At 57.8% G+C, this 18159-nt stretch carries 18 protein-coding genes and 1 tRNA gene; 11 read left to right on the top strand and 8 right to left on the bottom strand.

The annotated features are described in order from the left end of the window. Nucleotides 1-33: 33 nt before the first annotated feature. Nucleotides 34-699 carry a hypothetical protein gene (locus K3767_RS05810; protein WP_221172626.1) on the bottom strand — a complete coding sequence of 222 codons (666 nt, stop codon included), beginning with the start codon at nucleotides 697-699 and terminating at the stop codon, nucleotides 34-36. 74 nt (nucleotides 700-773) lie between these two features. On the opposite strand from K3767_RS05810, the gene K3767_RS05805 reads away from it, so the two are divergent. Then, nucleotides 774-2015: a multiheme c-type cytochrome gene (locus tag K3767_RS05805; protein WP_221172625.1), complete on the top strand. Its 1242-nt coding sequence runs from the start codon at nucleotides 774-776 to the stop codon at nucleotides 2013-2015. Nucleotides 2016-2033: 18 nt separating this feature from the next. Here the strand turns inward: K3767_RS05805 and K3767_RS05800 are convergent, their stop codons facing one another. Together K3767_RS05800 and K3767_RS05795 are read right to left on the bottom strand one after the other, a co-directional pair. Then, nucleotides 2034-3626 (bottom strand): sigma 54-interacting transcriptional regulator, encoded by a 1593-nt coding sequence (locus K3767_RS05800; RefSeq protein ID WP_221172624.1) that lies wholly within the window; start codon nucleotides 3624-3626, stop codon nucleotides 2034-2036. 34 nt (nucleotides 3627-3660) lie between these two features. Beyond that, nucleotides 3661-4767, bottom strand: coding sequence for a LeuA family protein (locus K3767_RS05795; RefSeq protein WP_255592352.1), 1107 nt, complete (start codon nucleotides 4765-4767; stop codon nucleotides 3661-3663). 198 nt (nucleotides 4768-4965) lie between these two features. Between K3767_RS05795 and nifH the strand changes: the two genes are divergently transcribed. The 10 genes from nifH to K3767_RS05740 all read left to right on the top strand — a co-directional run bounded on the left by nifH (nucleotide 4966) and on the right by K3767_RS05740 (nucleotide 14473). Beyond that, complete coding sequence (gene nifH, locus K3767_RS05790; RefSeq protein ID WP_221172622.1) at nucleotides 4966-5799, top strand: nitrogenase iron protein; 834 nt, start codon at nucleotides 4966-4968, stop codon at nucleotides 5797-5799. A gap of 29 nt (nucleotides 5800-5828) precedes the next feature. Next, on the top strand, nucleotides 5829-6146 hold the full coding sequence (locus tag K3767_RS05785) for a P-II family nitrogen regulator (protein ID WP_221172621.1): 318 nt from the start codon (nucleotides 5829-5831) through the stop codon (nucleotides 6144-6146). A 10-nt stretch (nucleotides 6147-6156) separates the two neighbouring features. Continuing rightward, complete coding sequence (locus K3767_RS05780) at nucleotides 6157-6534, top strand: P-II family nitrogen regulator (RefSeq protein WP_221172620.1); 378 nt, start codon at nucleotides 6157-6159, stop codon at nucleotides 6532-6534. A gap of 24 nt (nucleotides 6535-6558) precedes the next feature. Beyond that, entirely contained in the window at nucleotides 6559-7392 is an 834-nt protein-coding gene (locus K3767_RS05775) for a radical SAM protein (protein WP_221172619.1), read from the top strand. A gap of 16 nt (nucleotides 7393-7408) precedes the next feature. Next, nucleotides 7409-8839, top strand: a complete 1431-nt coding sequence (locus K3767_RS05765; RefSeq protein WP_255592314.1) for a nitrogenase component I subunit alpha — start codon at nucleotides 7409-7411, stop codon at nucleotides 8837-8839. Nucleotides 8840-8857: 18 nt separating this feature from the next. Continuing rightward, nucleotides 8858-10342 (top strand): nitrogenase component 1, encoded by a 1485-nt coding sequence (locus tag K3767_RS05760; RefSeq protein ID WP_221172616.1) that lies wholly within the window; start codon nucleotides 8858-8860, stop codon nucleotides 10340-10342. 16 nt (nucleotides 10343-10358) lie between these two features. Next, the gene (locus K3767_RS05755; protein ID WP_221172615.1) at nucleotides 10359-11633 is read left to right on the top strand and encodes a nitrogenase component 1; all 1275 of its coding nucleotides are present in this window, start codon (nucleotides 10359-10361) and stop codon (nucleotides 11631-11633) included. 248 nt (nucleotides 11634-11881) lie between these two features. Beyond that, nucleotides 11882-13261 carry an ammonium transporter gene (locus tag K3767_RS05750; RefSeq protein ID WP_221172614.1) on the top strand — a complete coding sequence of 460 codons (1380 nt, stop codon included), beginning with the start codon at nucleotides 11882-11884 and terminating at the stop codon, nucleotides 13259-13261. 3 nt (nucleotides 13262-13264) lie between these two features. Continuing rightward, nucleotides 13265-13603 carry a P-II family nitrogen regulator gene (locus K3767_RS05745; RefSeq protein WP_221172613.1) on the top strand — a complete coding sequence of 113 codons (339 nt, stop codon included), beginning with the start codon at nucleotides 13265-13267 and terminating at the stop codon, nucleotides 13601-13603. A gap of 60 nt (nucleotides 13604-13663) precedes the next feature. Beyond that, complete coding sequence (locus K3767_RS05740; protein WP_221172612.1) at nucleotides 13664-14473, top strand: TorF family putative porin; 810 nt, start codon at nucleotides 13664-13666, stop codon at nucleotides 14471-14473. A 45-nt stretch (nucleotides 14474-14518) separates the two neighbouring features. Here the strand turns inward: K3767_RS05740 and K3767_RS05735 are convergent, their stop codons facing one another. The 5 genes from K3767_RS05735 to K3767_RS05715 all read right to left on the bottom strand — a co-directional run bounded on the left by K3767_RS05735 (nucleotide 14519) and on the right by K3767_RS05715 (nucleotide 18153). Then, nucleotides 14519-15265: an acyl-CoA dehydratase activase gene (locus K3767_RS05735; RefSeq protein WP_221172611.1), complete on the bottom strand. Its 747-nt coding sequence runs from the start codon at nucleotides 15263-15265 to the stop codon at nucleotides 14519-14521. Next, nucleotides 15262-16521, bottom strand: coding sequence for a double-cubane-cluster-containing anaerobic reductase (locus K3767_RS05730; protein ID WP_221172610.1), 1260 nt, complete (start codon nucleotides 16519-16521; stop codon nucleotides 15262-15264). Before K3767_RS05730 ends, K3767_RS05735 begins: the two co-directional genes overlap by 4 nt. A gap of 33 nt (nucleotides 16522-16554) precedes the next feature. Next, nucleotides 16555-16641: transfer RNA gene (locus K3767_RS05725), tRNA-OTHER, on the bottom strand. A gap of 178 nt (nucleotides 16642-16819) precedes the next feature. After that, a complete protein-coding gene (locus K3767_RS05720; protein WP_221172609.1) occupies nucleotides 16820-17440 on the bottom strand; it encodes a nucleoside triphosphate pyrophosphatase in 621 nt (206 codons plus the stop codon). Beyond that, entirely contained in the window at nucleotides 17398-18153 is a 756-nt protein-coding gene (locus K3767_RS05715; RefSeq protein WP_221172608.1) for a TatD family hydrolase, read from the bottom strand. Before K3767_RS05715 ends, K3767_RS05720 begins: the two co-directional genes overlap by 43 nt. Nucleotides 18154-18159 lie beyond the last annotated feature (6 nt).

The raw sequence follows: 18159 nt of genomic DNA, 5'->3' as shown, positions 1-18159 counted from the left end.
TTTCCCCTTTTTGCGGGGATTTTCTCCCCGGATCTAAAGATCCTTTTCCCGGAGAAGAATTTCTATCTCTCCCCAGGGTGCATTCTGCACGAGAAGGCAGAATTCTCGAAAAGAAAGGTCGAGAAGAACCAGAAAGAGGGCCAGTTTTTCGGAACGATCCGCAAGTTCTCTGTACAATTCGCTGAGGATCAATCTTTTCCTGGCCATAAGCTCTTCTCTGAGCCAGACCGCCATCTTTTTGAAGAGAGGTTCCAGACGCCGGATTTCCACGGTGGGAGGGTTTTCTCTTTCTAGCACCCGGGCCATGGCCGCTATCAGGCCTCCGAGGTCGGCCTCGAGCTCCGGCTCCGGCGGAGCGGCAGGAGGGGCACAAAAAACATCCCACCCCAGGATTTCCCGCGAGAGAAGAACCTCCCCCAGGGCATCATTCCCTTCGAAGGTCCCAACAGGAGCTTCCTCGACCTTCTCCTCCGGAGGGCCTTCTTCCCGGGGCAGAAGCAATCGACTTTTAAGATAGAGAAGGTAGGAGGTAAACCAGAGGTACTCCGAGGCCTTTTCGAATCGAGCCGGAAGAAGTCGGTCCAGTTCCTCCAGATAAAGGTGGGTCAGGTGCCGTAGATCCAGATCCAGAACGCTCAGGGGGCGACTTTTTATCCTTTCCGAAAGTTCGTCGTATATGCGGGGGAGTTCTTCAGCCATCCCTTGACTTAAGTCAAATGCAATTCTATGGCTTTATGATAAGGGAAAAATCAAAATTTAAAAGGAGGGGGCTTATGAGAAAAAAGGTATTTTTACGATTTTTTGGGTTGATGTTATTCGTTTTACCGCTGGCCTGGCCCTCTCTGAGTCAGGCTCGACCCTCCAAATGTGAGGAATGTCATGCCAGGGTCACACCGGGAATCGTGAAGGACTTTCACCGTTCCAAGATGTCCAAGGCCCTTGCTTGCTATAGTTGCCACGGAAAATCCCACATGAGTGCAGACGATGTGGATAAGGCCAAACTCCCAACCATTGAGACCTGCAAGCGTTGCCATCCCAAGCAGGCCAAACAGTACATGTCCGGAAAACACTTTCTGGGCTGGATAGCCATGGAGGCCATGCCCACCACCCACATGCAGCCCGGTCCGGTGACCAAGGGCCGCAAGGGATGCGGGGGCTGTCACTCTCTCGGGGCCACCCGGGAGGCCAAAAAGAACCCTTATTATCCCAAGTACGCCATGGACTGTCAGAATTGCCATACCCGGCACGCCTTCTCCGTGAAGGAGGCCCGCGAGCCGGAGGCCTGCATGACCTGTCACATGGGCTTTGACCATCCGCAGTGGGAGATGTGGTCCACCTCCAAGCACGGAGCGGCCTACATCATCGACCGTCTTCTGGGGCGTCCCATCGAGGAACGTCGCGGCCCCCGGTGTCAGACCTGCCACATGCCCAACGGAGACCACCGGGTTATGACCGCCTGGGGCTTTCTGGGTTTGCGGGTTCCCGAGGATGACAAGGAGTGGTGGGGCTATCGGGTGACCATCCTTAAGGCCCTCCATGTGCTCACCCCGGACGGAAAGTTCACCAAGCGGCTGGAGGTGGTCAAGGCCGGAAAGGTGGCCCGGCTCAGCAAGGAGGAATGGCAGGCCGAGCGCGACCGGATGCGCAAGATCTGTATGCAGTGTCACAATGTAAACTTCGTGGATGAGCAGCTCCACCAGGCGGACATGATGCTCAAGGCCGCGGACAAACTCATGGCCCAGGCCATTGAAATCGTAGCCGATCTCGCCCGGGAAGGGATCATCAAACACAAGGACGGCAATCCCTACCCCGACCTCCTGCGCTTTTACGAAACGCCCTATCCCATCGAGCAGAAGCTCTACATGATGTTCATGGAATACCGGATGCGCACCTTCCAGGGGGCCTTCCACATGAATCCGGATTACTCCCACTGGTACGGCTGGGCGGAGATGAAAAAGACCCTGGCCGAGATCAAGGAAATGGCTCAGGAGATGCGCGAGCAGGCCGGGAAGTAATAATATCCGGGGGCGGGGTTACCCGCCCCCTTTGTCTTTTGGGGATAGCCCTTTCGTTTTTCCGGCCGGTGGTCTTCCCTTCCGAACGGAAAAGTACTTCTCCAGTCCCAGTTTCCGGATTCGATATCTTAGTTGCCGGAAAGAAAGACCCATCTCCCGGGCCGCGCGGGCTATAATAAAATCGTTCCTTCGAAGCGTCTCCAGGATCTCCTCCGGAGACGGTTCCCTTTCGGGAGGAAAAAAAGGCCCCTTCGCAGAGGGATCTTCTCCGGATTTTTCTTCACGATCTAAAAGCCGGGAAACCATTTCCTCGGGCACGGGGTTCCTCTCGCACACGATAAAAAGTCTCTCCAGCACATTTTCCAGCTCCCGTACATTCCCCGGCCATGGGTATTCTACAAGTCTCCGCAGGGCCTCGGGGGAAAGGACGAGTCTCCGGCCGTAATTTTGCTCTATACGGCGTAGAATAAACTTGATGAGGCCCGGAAGATCTTCCCGGCGCTCACGAAGCGGGGGAATGTAGATGGGAAAGACATTGAGGCGATAAAATAGATCCTCACGGAAGGTTCCCTCCCGAACGAGTTTTTCCAGATCCCGGTTGGTGGCCGCAATGATGCGCACATCCACCCGCCGGGTCCGGGTACTTCCCAGGCGTTCAAATTCCCGGTCCTGGATGAAACGCAGGAGTTTGCCCTGAAGCGGCAGGGGCAATTCCGCGATCTCGTCCAGGAATATCGTTCCACCGTCGGCTATTTCAAAGCGTCCGGGTTTGCTTGCCACCGCTCCGGTAAAGGCCCCCTTCTCGTAGCCAAAGAGCTCGGCCTCAAGGAGATTCTCCGGAAGGGCCGCGCAGTTTACCTTAACAAAGGGTTTCCCTCGTCGGGGACTGAGTTCATGGATAAGTCTGGCTGTAAGGGTCTTTCCGGTTCCGGACTCCCCGAGAAGCAGCACCGTAGCCCGGGTGGGAGCCACCTGTCTGACCAGACTTAGGACCTCCCTCATCCTCGGACTGCGGGAACCATACATAAATTCACTGAAACGGGCTTCCAGCTCATCCCTCAAATCCAGATTTTCCTCCCGGAGACGGATCTCTCTGGCTTCCACTTTCTTTTTGAGTTTTATGAATTGAGCGATGAGAAAGGCCATCACCTCCAGGAACTTTACATCCTCCTCCAGGGCCACCTGATACCCGAAAAGCCGGTCTACCCATAGAACACCCAGAATTTCGTTTTCGATCCGGATGGGCACCGCAATAAAGGAGATCACTTCCTTGGCGAGACTACGGGCCCCGGTGCGGTTCAAAAAGAGCGGCTCCCGGCTCACATCCGAGACCACACAGGGTTCCCCGGAGACAAAAACCCTCCCGGTCACACCCTCCCCGATCTCGTAAATTCCCTGGGCCTCCTCCTCCGGGCTCAGACCGTAGGAGGCCTTGATCTTGAGCCGTTCCGATGCCTCGTCCCAGAGCACAATAGAGGCCCTCTTCATGTCCAGTTTCTCCCCGAGTATCCGGAGGATCCGGCGCAGAGCCCTCTCAAGTTCCAGAGCCTGTCCTATAAGCTCGTGGGCGGCGTAAAGGACCTCCAGCTTCAGGGCTTCCAGTGTCTTCATTTTTACATTTCCGTAAAAGCAAAACTGACAAATATTAGACGATTATAGTCCGGATCAGTTTCTTCACCTCCTGTTTACTCAACGGTCGGCCCAGTCTGGAGGAGAGTTTGCGGATTTCTCTTACCAGAGTTTCGATTCTTTCTACGGGAAGATCTAGATTCCACTCCTCAAGCAGGGCCGCAAGCGCCGCCCGCCCGCTTTTGGCTCCGAGAGATAGTTCCCTCTTAAGCCCGAGGGTTTCCGGAGGGAAGGGTTCGTAGAGTTCCGGAGCCTTTTTAAGTCCTTCCACATGGAGGCCGCTTTCGCAGTAAAAAAGTTTCCGGCCCACCACGGGTCTGAATTCCGGAATAATCTCTCCGGCCTGCCAGGCCACATAATGGGAAAGTTTCGGGAGAAGCTCGATGCGGTAATGTTTTCGGCCTTTTCGGAAATAGAGATAGGCCATAACCTCTTCAAGGGAGGCGATGCCGGCCCTCTCGCCAAGCCCCAGAATACTTACATCCACCCAGGACGCTCCGGCGGCAAGGGCCGAGACGGCGTTGGCCGTGGCCAGGCCGAAGTCGTTGTGCCCGTGAAACCCCACCTCGGCTCCGGGGAAGGTCTTTTTGAGATCCCGTATTAGGTCCGCCACCTCCAGGGGATTGAGAAGGCCCAAGGTATCCGAGATCCTTATCCGTCTGGCCCCGGCCGTAATAGCCACTCTACAAATTTGAAAAATAAAGGTCCTGTCAGCCCGGGAGGCGTCCTCAAGCCCAAGGGTTACGCAGGGAGAGTAGCAGGCAGCCAGCGCCACCATCTCCTCCGTTCTTTTAAGGAGGGCCTCCGGGGTGAGCCGCAACCTGCGCTCAAGCTGTATCCCGGAGACCGGCACCCCCAGGTTAAACCCCACCTCCGGAAGCCTCGCGGCCCGCTCTATGTCTTCCTTCCGCAATCGCAACCAGATGCTGAATCGCGCCTTGGGGCACACCCTCCGGGCCGCAAGAATCAGAACCCGCAACTTCTCCTCTCCCACCACCCCGAGTTCGACCTCCTCCACCCCGATATCCGCAAGGCGCTTCACGATCTCCCTTCTTACCCCGAGAGGGAAATATACTCCCCACCGTTGAATTCCCTCTCTCAGGGTAGTGTCCAGGAGTCGCATCACCTGGAATTCAAAGCAAAAACCGTTCCACTCCGGCGAAAAAAACTTACAAAACCTCCAAACGAAACTCCCAAAGGCTCCAGGTGAGTTTTGTCAAAAGAGGCTCTTTGCCCGGAAAATCCCGTTATTCGAGGATTTCGGTCTGTGGCACCCTCCTTGCTTCCCTGAGGCCATAAAGATCGAGGCAAGGAGGGACCTATGGGAAGAGAAACCAGAAAGATAGGTATTTACGGAAAAGGAGGTATAGGGAAGTCCACCACCACTCAGAATCTGGCCGCGGCTCTGGCCTACTACTACGGCAAGAAGGTCATGATCCACGGCTGCGACCCCAAGGCCGATGCCACGCGTCTCATCCTGGGAGGAAAGCCACAGGAGACGGTGCTGGATCTCCTGCGCGAGGAGGGGGAGGAAAACCTCACCCTGGACAAGGTGGTAAAGACCGGCTTTGGAGGGATACGGTGTGTGGAATCCGGAGGGCCGGAGCCGGGAGTGGGATGTGCCGGGCGCGGAGTCATCACCGCTATAAATCTCATGGAAGAGCTCGGGGGATACCCCGAGGACCTGGACTTCCTCTTCTTTGATGTGCTCGGAGATGTGGTCTGCGGGGGGTTTGCCATGCCGGTTCGCGAGGGTAAGGCCCGGGAAATTTACATCGTGGCCTCCGGGGAGATGATGGCCATCTATGCGGCCAACAACATCTGCCGGGGAATGGTGAAGTACGCCCAGCGCACCGGAGTGCGCCTCGGAGGAATCATCTGCAACAGCCGGAAGGTGGACCGGGAAGAGGAGATCATGCAGGAGTTCTGCGAACGGCTCGGCACTAAGATGATCATGTTTATCCCCCGGGACAACATCGTGCAGAAGGCCGAATTCAACCGTAAGACCGTGGTGGAATACGACCCCGAACATCCTCAGGCCCAGGCTTACAGAGAGCTTGCCCATCGCATCATCGAAAACCGGGATCTGGTAATTCCCCGGCCTCTTTCCATGAACGAGCTCGAGGCCCTGGTTATGAAGTACGGTCTGGCCTAAGGGGACAAAAACTTTGCAGGAGGGACATCATGAAAATGATCAAAGCCGTAATAAGGCCGGAAAAGACGGAAGAGGTGGTGGAGGCCCTGGCCCGGGAGGGATTCCTCGCGCTCACCCGGGTGGATGTGGTGGGGCGCGGAAAGCAGGGGGGTCTTGCCGTGGGGGAGGTGGTTTATGACGAGCTTCCCAAAAGCCTCCTTCTCCTGGTGGTGCCGGACGAGGAGGTCAAACGGGTCTGCAGCATCGTGATAGAGGCCGCCCGTACCGGGCGCTTCGGAGACGGCAAGATATTTGTCTCCCCGGTGGAGGAGGCCTACACCATCCGCACCGGAAAGGCCGAACTCTAGGAGGTGAATCATGATCCTTAAGGAAATAATCGCCATCGTGAGACCCAACAAAATGCTTTCTACCAAAAGGGCCCTTGAGGAGATGGGGTTTTCCTCCTTTACGGCCTTTAAGGTCCTCGGCCGGGGGAAACAGGGAGGAAGGCTCAAGGAGCTCGCCTATCGGGTAAGCCCTGAGGTGGCCGAGAAGCTCGAGACCACCTCTTACGCCTTTATACCTAAAAGGCTCCTTTCGGTGGTGGTGCCGGAGGCCATGGTCCCCAGGGTGGTGGAGAGAATCATCCGGGTAAATCAGACCGGTGAGCACGGAGACGGCAAGATCTTCGTGCTCCCGGTGGAGGAGGTCCTGAGAGTGCGCACCGGTGAGACGGGCCTTTCCGCTCTTTTTTAAAGAACAGCGAAAGGAGGTTTCAAGATGATAAGACATCCCTGTTTTGATGAGGAGGCGCACCGGCTCGTGGGAAGGCTTCACCTTCCGGTGGCTCCGCGATGCAATGTCCGGTGCGCCTACTGCGACCGGCGCTACGCCTGCGTAAGCGAAAATCGTCCCGGGGCCTCCCGCAGGGTGATTTCCCCGGAAGAGGCCCCGGCCTATGTGGAAACGGTACTTACCCTTGAGCCCCGTATAGAAGTCGTAGGTGTGGCCGGTCCCGGGGATCCGCTGGCCAACGAGGAAACTTTCGAGGCCCTATCCCGCGTGCGGGAAAGCTTCCCGCAACTTAAATTCTGCGTCTCCACCAACGGACTTCTCCTTAAAGAAAAACTTGCAGATCTGGTTTATCTGGGAGTGCGATTTCTTACGGTCACGGTAAACGCCGCAACCCCGGAAACCGCCGAAAAAGTTTACCTCTGGGTGCGCTACCGGGGAAAAAGGCTCTCCGGCAGGGAAGCCTCGGAGTTTCTCCTTTCCCGGCAGTTGGAAGGCATTGCCGCGGCGGCGGAAGCGGGCTTAAGGGTCAAGGTCAACACCGTGCTTGTTCCGGGAATAAACGATGTGGAGGTGGCCGAAATCGCCCGGCGGGTATGGGAGGCTGGAGCTCATCTCATGAACATCATACCTCTCATTCCGCTTGCGCATTTCCGCCATCGGCGACCGCCCACGGAGACGGAACTTCGCTGGGCCCGCAGGCTGGCTTCGCGTTTCATGCCGCAATTCCTCTCTTGCCGACGCTGCCGGGCCGACGCCGCAGGGGTCCCCGGCGAAGGGGACCTTCCGCAGGCGGCCTTCTGCGCCGCCCTCTCATCCTAAACGAAGGAGGGAAGCCATGGGTTACTATCCGATGAAATGTAACGCCTGCATCCCCGAAAGGACCGAACACATTTACCTCGTTGATGAAGATAAGAAGGTGCTACCCAGGTGCAACGCCCCCACGGTGCCGGGCGATCTCACCGAGCGCGGGTGAGCTTTTGCCGGTGCCCGCGGGGTCGTGGGCGGACCGATTGTGGATGTGATTCAGATGGTACATGCTCCGGTGGGCTGTGCCTACTACACCTGGGGCACGCGCCGGCATCTGGGGGATCTTTACGGCTGGGCCGCCCCCGGGGTGTTAGAGAACGAGGCCCACCATCGCCGCCACTGCTACACCACGGCCATGACCGAACAGGACATTATCTTCGGCGGAGCGGAAAAATTAAAAAGGGCCCTTCTTGAGGCCTTTCGGCTCAATCCCGGAGCCCGAGGGGCCGTCATATACAACACCTGCTCCACCGCCCTTATCGGCGACGATATAGAGCAGGTGGCCCGTGAGGTCTCGGCCGAAGTCGGAAAACCCGTCTTTGCCTGCGCCTCCCCGGGCTTCTGCGGAGTCTCCCAGTCTAAAGGACACCACGAGTTTAATTTCCAATTCTACAAGTGGCTCATAGAGTACCGAAAGAAACACCCGGAAGTGGTACTCCCCGAGGAGGAGAGGACCTCCTACGATGTGAACCTGATCGGGGAATACAACATTGACTGGGACGAAGCCGTGGTGGTCCCCCTCTTCGAGAAGCTGGGCCTGAGGATACTCAATGTCTTTACCGGAAACGCAAGGCTTTCAGACCTCTTCCGCCTTCCGGACGCCAGGCTCAACATCGTGCACTGCCAGCGTTCAGCCACCTATATTGCCGAGCTCATCAAGCAGGGCTTTGAGGTGCCCTTTGTGCGGGTGAGTCTTTTTGGACTTTCGCAGACCGCTAAGGCCCTGTGGGATGTGGCTGCCTGGTTCGGGGAAGAAAAGATGAAACGGCGGGCTGAAGAGATCATTGAAGAGGAAACCGCGGCGGTGGAGGCGGCCCTTTCTTGGTATCGGGAAAGGCTTTCCGGAAAGCGGGTAGCCATCTATGTGGGGGCCCCGCGGGTGTGGCACTGGATCAAAGTCATGGAGGAACTGGGAATGGAGGTGGTGGCGGTCATGACCACCTTCGGCCACAGGGAGGACTACGCCAAGATAAACGAACGCGCAAAACCCGGTCTTCTCGTCATAGACAATCCCAACGAGTTCGAGATCGAAGAAATGATAGAGACCCGCAGGCCCGATCTTTTTCTCACCGGTCTCAAGGAGAAGTATCTCGTGCGCAAGTTCGGTGTGCCAACGCTTAACTCCCACTCTTACGAAAAGGGGCCCTACGCCGGTTTTCGGGGCTTCGTGAACTTTGCCCGGGATATTTACCAGGCCGTTTGCGCCCCGGTGTGGCGGCTTTCCCGCACCGAAATTTAAAGGAGAGGAGGTCCGATCATGATCAACCAGAAAATAAATCGGGTTTCAGAGATTCCGGTCGAGGGCATCACCTACAAAGAGCTTCACATAGAAAAGAGGCCACTTACGCCGGAATACATCCCCCCACCGCCGGAGCTGGTACCGGCGACCAACCGTTCGGTCTGCATTGATCCCAGCCGCACCTGCATGCCCCTCGGGGCCATGTGGGCCACACTGGGGGTGCACCGGGCCATTCCCTTCGTGCAGGGAGCCCAGGGGTGCACCACCTATGTGCGCTACACCTTCGCCCGTATCTTCCGGGAGCCGGCATCCATCGCCAGCGCCTCCTTTCACGAGGACGCGGCCGTCTTCGGCGGCCGTAAAAACCTCATTCGCGGGGTGCGGAACCTCGTCTGCCGCTACAGGCCGGAACTCATTGCCATCGTCACCACCTGTTCAAGCGAAGTCATAGGAGACGACATCCAGAGCTTTCTCGCCGAGGCCCTGGAGCTTATGGAGGAAGAATTCGGACCGGAAATACTCGACCTCACGAAGTTCGTGACGGTGAACACCCCGAGCTTTGCCGGATCACATGTGGAGGGCTACAACCGGGCCGCACGCGAGTTCCTCAAGGCCCTCTCGCGCAAGACCGGTCAACCTTCCGAAGACCTGTACTTCATCCCCGGATTCCTCATGCCCGGAGACCTGCGGGAGCTGAAACACCTCTTTGAGCTCATGGGGATCTCCTATCATATCCTCTTTGACATAAGTGACACCCTGGACTGCCCGCTGGTGGGCATGCCCGAGAGGATCCCCTATTATCCCCCGGGAGGCACACGGGTGGAGGAATTCGTTCGGGCAGGCGACGCCAGGGCCATCTTCGCGCTTTCGCCTGATGCCGGAGGAGCCGGGGCGAAATGGCTTTCCCGTCGCCACAAGGTACCGGCCCTTGTGCTTCCCATGCCCGTGGGGGTGGGCAACACCGACCGACTACTTAAAGCCATAAGTGAGGTCTCGGGACGGCCCATTCCGGAAGCCGTACGTTGGGAGAGGGGCATCCTCCTTGATGCTATGGCCGATACCCTGCACTATACCATGATGAAACGGGTAGCGCTGGCCGGAGATCCGGATTTCGTGGCCGCAGCCACACGCTTCGTCTGCGAACTCGGTATGATCCCCACCTACATTCTGGTGGGCACCAGGAGTGCCTCGGCCGAGGGGGAGGTTCTCTCCGTCTGCGAGGAATACAACCACAAACCGATTCTCATGAACGGAAGCGATCAGTTTGAATGGGAATACGCTTTAAAGCACGATCCCCCGGATCTCATTCTCGGACACTCCCGCTGCGTGAATATCTCGCGGGAGATAAGGGTGCCGCTTGTGCGGTTCGGTTTCCCGGTTTACGATCGGGTGGGCTATCAACGGCGGGCGATAGTGGGTTACCGGGGAGGAGAGTATTTCCTCTCCCTTATCGTGAATACTCTCCTTGACCACCACTATCCCGATGACCGCACCCACCAGTAAGGTTTGAGGTTAAAAAATGGATGTCTGCGGCGCTTACGGCTGTGTGCCTCTTCGGATTAAGCCCTGCGGGCTTGCAAGCGAGCCCGGGGGCATGACCCAGCGAAGCTGCGTTTATTTCGGGGCTCGATATGTGCTCGGGCCGATCCGGGAGGCGGTGCATCTGGTGCATGGCCCCGTGGGCTGCGGGTACTATGGCTCTATGGTCCGGGGCGAGGCCAAAGATCTTTACGGGACCGCGCTTTCGGCCAGGGAGGTGATCTTCGGAGGCCTTGAAAAATTGAGAAGGGCCATCCTTGAGGCCTTCTCCCTCCGCCCCTCCGCCCGCGGGGCCTTCCTGTATGCCACCTGCACGACGGGGCTTATCGGAGAGGATCTTACGGGCCTTGCCCGCGAGGTTGAGAGATACTCAGGTCGCAGGGTCGTCGTGGTGGACTGCCCGGGGTTTTCCGGAAAGAGCCAGGCCGGGGGCCACGCCGTGGCCTACCGGAGTCTGCTTAACCTGGTTCGATCCTCACCCAGGGCCGAACACCCCACGGTAAATCTTATCGGAGAGTACAATGTGGCCGGAGAGGCGCGGGAAATAAAGCGACTTCTTGAGAAACTCGGCATTAAGGTCCACACGGTCCTTACCGGAGATACCAGTTTTCCGGAGATAGAGCGTCTTTCCCGGGCTCATCTGAATCTCCTTTTCTGCGGTTCAACGGCCCGGGAGTTTGCCCTGGGCTTAAAGGAGCGCTTCGGCCTTCCTTACCTAAAGGTCTCCTTTTACGGGCTTTCGGCCGTGGGGGCTTCCCTCCGCAAGGTGGGAGAGGTCCTGGGCCTATCTTCAACAAAGGTGGAGGCGGTCATCCGGGAAGAAGAGGCGCGGGCCTTTCGGGAGATCAGGTCCTGGCTCAAACTCTTCTCCGGGAAAAGGGTGCTCGTGGTGCTCGGGGCCGGAAGACTCGGGCCCCTTGGGAGGATGCTAAGAGAACTTGGGTTTGAGGTCACAGGGGCGGCTTCGGTCTTCGGGAGTCCTGAAGATCACCGGGAGGCCGCCCCTTTTTCCGGTTTTCTTACCGACGATCCCGGAGACGACGAGTTTGAAAAGGCGCTTTTAGCGCTTAAGCCCGACCTCGTGATCACCAACGCCCGGGAGCAGTGGCGAGCGGTAAAACTCGGTTTTCCAACCCTCTCCTTCCCTCAGGAGCGCAGACGCGGCCCCTATACCGGTTATAAAGGCTTTATCAATTTCGTGAATAATCTGGTGCGCATTCTTTCGGCTCCGGTCTGGCGCCTTAGAGCTTTGTAATCCGAACCGCAAGAACTCTCTTCCGCAAAAGCCTTACCTCCCACAAAAAAACATCTCAGAGGGTCAGTTTCCGATCTCTTAAATTACGCTTCTGTTATATTTGTCAGATTCGTTATTAACAATAATGTCATAAAAATCATGGAATTGCTTTCTGTGGATCATTCCGGTATTTAACTGTTGCAAGTCTTTTCATTTTTGGCACAAATTTTGTATTCAAGATTGGTAAAAATTGAAGGAGGAGGTAAGGTATGAGTGGCAGGTTTTTTCCGGGTAAAAGAGTGGGGCCGATCTTATCGGCGGTGTTTTTGCTAGGATCGGGGGTAGCCATGGCCGGGGATCCCACGGGGGCCACGACCCTCAAGGCCAATCCCGGCCTGGCGGTGGACTATGTGTGGGTGCTGGTGTGCGGCTTTCTGGTGATGTTCATGCAGGCGGGTTTTGCCCTGGTGGAGGCCGGCTTCTGCCGGGCCAAAAATGCCACCAACCTCCTCACCAAGAATCTCATGGATTTTGTGGTGGGGTCCCTGGCCTTCTGGGCCGTGGGTTACGCCCTCATCACCGGAGCCGACTGGAGGGGGCTTATCGGGACCACGGGTTTTTTCCTGGCCGGCAAGGGTTACGATGTGGGAAATTATCTCTCCTTTTTCTGGCAGATGGTCTTCGCCGCCACCGCGGCCACCATCGTCTCCGGAGCGGTGGCCGAACGCATCAAATTTCAGGCCTATCTTCTCTATTCCGTGGCCATAACCGCTTTCATCTATCCGGTTTACGCCCACTGGGTCTGGGGCGGGGGCTGGCTTTCGAAGCTCCCCTTCGGTCTCGGACACCTGGACTTTGCGGGCTCGGGAGTGGTACACGCGGTGGGAGGCCTGGTGGGACTTGCCGGGGCCATAGTACTCGGACCGCGTTTCGGAAAGTTTGACAAAAACGGCAAACCCCGGGCCATCCCCGGGCACAACATTCCGCTTGCCGCACTGGGAGTCTTCATCCTCTGGTTCGGCTGGTACGGCTTCAATCCCGGATCCACCTTTTCCGCACACCACCTGCGCATCTCGGTGATAGCGGTGAATACCACCCTGGCCGCCTCCGCGGCCTCTCTCACGGCCCTGCTCCTAATCCTGGCCAAGACCAGGAAATTTGACCTGGGTATGGCCTTAAACGGGGTGCTTGCGGGTCTGGTGGCCATTACCGCTCCGTGCGCCTGGGTTGAGGCCTGGGCCGCGGTGGTGATCGGTATCGTAGCGGGAGTCATTCTGGTAGCCGGAGTCTATTTTCTTGAGGCCATAAAGGTGGACGACCCGGTGGGAGCCGTTCCGGTGCACGGCTTCAACGGCCTCTGGGGACTCATCGCCGTGGGGCTTTTCGCCGACGGTACCTACGGAAACTATGCCATCGAACCACCCTTTGTGAAGGGGCTTCTCTACGGCGGCGGTGCCGGACAGCTCATCGCCCAGCTGATAGGCGCGGTGGCCCTATTCGCCTGGGCCTTCGGTATGGGGCTCGTCCTTTTCAAATTGCTCGATGTCATTATCGGAATCCGGGTCTCGCCGCGGGAAGAGATCCAGGGACTCGATCTCTTCGAGCACGGTACCCCAGCCTATCCCGAATTCTACACCGTAAGGAGGTAAAACATGAGAGAAATACGAGCCATTATCAGACCGGAAAAACTGCAGGAGGTTCTGGAGGCCCTGGAAAGGATCGGACACCCCGGAGTCACGGTCTACCAGGTGGAGGGGCACGGCCGACAGGCCGGACTGGTGGAACAGTTCCGGGGACGGGAATTCAGGGTGGATCTTCTGCCCAAGCTGGAGTTGCGGATCGTCTGCAGAGATGAAGAAGTGGAACAATTATTGCAAGCTATAGCCGGGGCGGCCCGCACCGGAGAGATCGGAGACGGAAAAATCTTCGTCTATCCGGTGCTGGAGGCCCTAAGGATCCGCTCCGGCGAAAGGGGTGAGGAGGCCCTTTAAGGACGGTTGTGTTACAAGTTAGTTAACAAAAGAAACAAAAATGTTAAAAGGAGGGAGAAGATGAGAAGGACGGGTTTGAGAGGAGTGCTGGTAGGGTTGGTGGTACTGGTGCTGGTGGGATTTATGGCCCGGGGGATCCGGGCGGAGGAGCCCCGCCCGTCCACGGATCTGTCCGTGGATGTGCTCTCGCAGTATGTCTGGCGGGGCTTTGCGCTCTCCGACGACTCGGTGGTGATTCAACCCTCCGTGACCGTGTCCTACCGGGGGGCCTATGTGAATTTCTGGGGAAATTACGACACCGATCGCAACAACGAACACGACAAGAGCCTCGACGGAGCGGACTGGAACGAGACGGACTTCACCCTGGGATATACCTACGATGGACTTCCTTACGGGCTCACTCTGGACGCCGGATCCATCTATTACGCCCTGGAGGGGGACGATTCCTTCGAGCTTTACCTGGGTCTTTCGGCCACCTGTCCGAAGACCGGGATCAACTTCGGACTCACGGTGTATCGGGAGATCTCCCACTACCCCGGTACATGGGTGGAACTTTCGGCCGGGCGGGACTTTGAGCTTCCCTGGCACGGGGCCACCCTCGGTCTTTCGGCCTCGGCCATGTATCTCGACTCCGACGACGAGGGGGCCTATCCCGATCCCGACGATCCCGACGATGCCTTTTCCGGCTGGCTCTACATGCAACTCGGGGCCGAGATCAACATCCCGGTGGGCCGGTACCTAACCGTGACTCCCGAGGTTTACTACAGCTTTTCCCTTTCCGACGACGCCGACACCCTGATCGAGGACGGCTCCTGGGACAATCACCACGACCACTTCTTCGGAGGGGTAAGGTTGAGTTTTTCCTTTTAAGATTCATGTTGTGAAACAGGGCCCGGCCGGGCCGGGCCCGAGTAATTAACCTTTCATTCCGTAAAGGGCCGCTCCCAGGGCACCCGTGATCTGCGGGTCTTCGGGAACCAGGATCGGAAACCCCAATTTCTCCTCTAGAATTTTCAACATGGCCCGGTTACGGGCCACTCCACCGGTGAAAACCAGAGGGGGGACCGAAGATACACGATTGAGAAGGCTCAGGGAACGCTTAACAATGGAGCAAATGATCCCGCGGGCGATTCGCTCCGGCTTCTCCCCCCGTCCGATGAGGCCCACCACCTCGCTTTCGGCAAAGACCGTACACAGGGCACTGATACTTGCCGCCTGATCCGCTTTAAGGGCCAGTTCGGCCAGCTCTTCAAGTCTTACGCCCAGAGTTAAGGCCATGACCTCCAGGAAACGCCCCGTCCCGGCAGCACAGCGGTCATTCATCTCGAATTTTACTATCCGCCCCTCGGGATCCAGAAGTATAGCTTTACTATCCTGTCCTCCGATGTCGAGAACGGTTCTCACCTCGGGGAAAAGGCTTCTCACGCCCATAGCGTGGGCCCTGATTTCGGTAAGGGTTTCGGCCCCGAAGAGTTTACCGGCCAGATTACGGCCGTAACCGGTGGCGATCAGCCGGTCGAAGGAGAGACCGGAGAGGAGGGCATGAAGTTGTTCCCCCAGGCGGGCCGAGGTTTCAACACACCGTCGCTCAATAACTCCGTACTCATCTACTATGACCAGTTTTACGGTTCGCGAACCTATGTCCAGACCCGCCACCCTCACCTCAATATCTCCAGAAAGGCCTCGATGCGGGTGCGAAGCTGTTCCCGGTCCTCCTGGCTGTAATCGGTTTCGATCTTCAGGACCGGAACCGGCGCACCCTCTTCTATCTGATAGGCCTCGATGGTGTAGGGATCACAGAACTTCAGAGCATAATGGATGATACCGTGAGCGGAAAATTCCCTTACCATCCGATCGAGGTTTGCGCGACGCTCCGGATTGGGGGTAAAGATGGCGCAGTCAATCCGAAAGTACCTTTCGGCAAGGGCCCTGAGGAGCCCTTCTTTCGAGTTTTCCGAAACCTGCACCAGTTCTCTAGTGTGGCGCGTGCCTACACAGGATTCCTCCGCTACGATCACGGCTCCCGTGGATTCCACGAGGTAAGGTACCTTCCAGTTAGGAATAGCCATGGGACATCCGGAGAGCACTATTCTGGTGGTTCCCGATGGACACACTCCCTCCCCGGCCCGGACCCTCTCCTCCAGTTCGTCGCAGAGTTCGTTTAAGCGAACGGTGAATCTTTCGGGGTCGTCGAAGAAAGCCAGTTGATTGATGAGAAGGGCGTCCCGTCCTGAAATAGGCGGTGGATCGTGGCAACGTAAACGGTTTAGCCGATTAAGGGCCTCGCGTCTTCGATTTATAAGTTCGATGGCCTCCCGGAGATCCTCGGTAGAAATGGGTTTTCCAGAAACTCCTTCTATGTAGAGTGCAAAATCTCGGACTCCTTTGATCCAGAGTTCCAAGCTGGCGAAGTCTTTTTTGTGCGGAACCTGCATGACATAAATTGGCTTGTAACGGTCAAAGATCTCGTAGGCTTTTTTCTTGCCGTCGCAGGTGGTTTCACCCACGAGAAAGTGGCAGACCTCCATGTAGGGGCAGAGACGGGCCAGCTTGAAGCCGAAGAAAGCCTTGATGAGGGGACACAGATTCCGGGGTAGGACCTTATCTACCCTTTCGGGGGCCACCTCCACTCCGGCGCAGAGGCCCACGCACGCCCCTCCGGCGGCCCAGATGATTTCCTCCGGCACGAACACACAGAAGGTCCCCACCACAGGGTTGCCGCTTTCACGAATTTGCAGGAGCTCCGCCACCCGCGCTCCGTGGATATCCACTACTACGGAGTCAAAATACGCCATACCCTGGGGCCGATTCTCCCGGGAGAGATAGATTTCTTCGTAAAGGGGGCCGAGAGCCTCAAGGAGTCTCCGGTGGGCTTCAAGATCCAGCCCCAGGATCTGCCATAACTCTTCGCGATCCATGGTAATGCCTCCATCACCGAAGAGTTTCCAGGCCGGGGCCGGAATCGAACCGGCCAGCCCCCCCCTTTCAAGGGGGCCCACGGGGTTTGCAGCCCCAGGGGAGCACCAGCCCCCTCTCCCGGCCCTCACGGAAATTATATCTCAAATTTATCTATTACAGTAATTGATTTTATCAATAAAATTGAAAAGAGGTATTGGCTGGTGGGGGTAATCCCGACACCCTGATCGAGGACGGCTCCTGGGACAATCACCACGACCACTTCTTCGGAGGGGTAAGGTTGAGTTTCAGCTTCTAGGTTTATCCGGACGAGGCCGGGGCGATGATTTTAAGCCGGAGAAGAAGGGCCACGGTTTCGGCAAGCGGCAGTCCCACCACACCGGTGACCGAACCGTGCACCTCGGTCACGAAGGCCGCGGCCAGCCCCTGGATCCCGTACGCCCCGGCCTTGTCGTAGGGCTCTCCGGTGGCCAGATAAGCCTCGATCTCCCCGGAGGAAAGCGGGCGAAAACGGACCCTGGTCTCGGAGACCAGGGTCTCCGTTTTCCCCTCCAGGCACAGGGCCACCCCGGTGAACACCTGATGGGTGCTTCCGGAGAGTGCCCGCAGCATGGCCCGGGCCTCCTCGGGGCTCCCGGGTTTCCCGAAAATACGCCCCTCCCTGACCACCACCGTGTCCGCGGCCAGCACCGCCTTTCCCGGACACCTTCTTACCACGGCCAGGGCCTTGCCACGAGCCAGATAAAGGACTGTTTCCGCGGGAGAGAGTCCCGCCGGCACCTCCTCTTCTACCTCCGCCGGACGAACCTCGAAGGAAATCCCCAGCGAGGCGAGAAGCTCCCGCCGGCGGGGACTGGCCGAGGCCAGGACCAGGGGCCTCAAATTCCGAAAAAGACCCGGGCGTTCTCGGTGGTCCGCCATGCGCACTCCTCCGTGGAGATCCCTTTCACCTCCGCCACCTTCTCGCACACATAGCGCACATAGGCCGGCTCGTTGCGCCGACCCCGAAAGGGCACGGGGGTGAGGAAGGGACAGTCGGTCTCGAGCATGAGGGCCTCGAGCGGGACGAACCGGACCACCTCCCGGATGTTCTCGGCCCGGGGAAAGGTGACTATACCGGTAACGGAGAGGAGACACCCCAGATCCAGGGCCTTCCTTGCCTCCTCAACGGTTCCGGCGAAGCAGTGAAACACCGCCTTGAGGGGGAGGTACTTTTTCAGGATGGTGAGGGCCTCGGTGTAGGCCTCGCGCACATGCAGGACCACCGGAAGTCCCCTCTCCCGGGCCATGGCCAGCTGCCTTTCGAAGTGTTCCCTCTGGAGATCCCGGGGAGAATATTCCTTGGCGAAATCGAGACCGACCTCCCCCAGGGCCACCACCCGGGAAAGAAGGCTCTCGAGCTCCCGGTAGCCCTCCTCGGTAAGGTTCCTCACCTCGTGCGGATGGATGCCGGCGGTGGCGAAGATGAAGCCGGGATGCTTTTCCGCAAGTTCCAGGGCCAGGTGAGAGGTCTTGAGGTCAATGCCCACCACCACTATGGAGACCAGGCCCTCCCGCCGGGCCCTCAGGAGCACTTCCGGTAGATCCTCGTAGCCCGGAAGATTCAGATGGGCGTGGGTGTCCACCAGTTCCATGGGGCC

Origin of the sequence: Thermosulfurimonas sp. F29 (genome assembly GCF_019688735.1) — a bacterium.
Lineage (GTDB): Bacteria > Desulfobacterota > Thermodesulfobacteria > Thermodesulfobacteriales > Thermodesulfobacteriaceae > Thermosulfurimonas_A.
The sequence above is the reverse complement of the archived record's forward strand: the minus strand, read 5'-3'. Positions and strand labels throughout refer to the sequence as shown.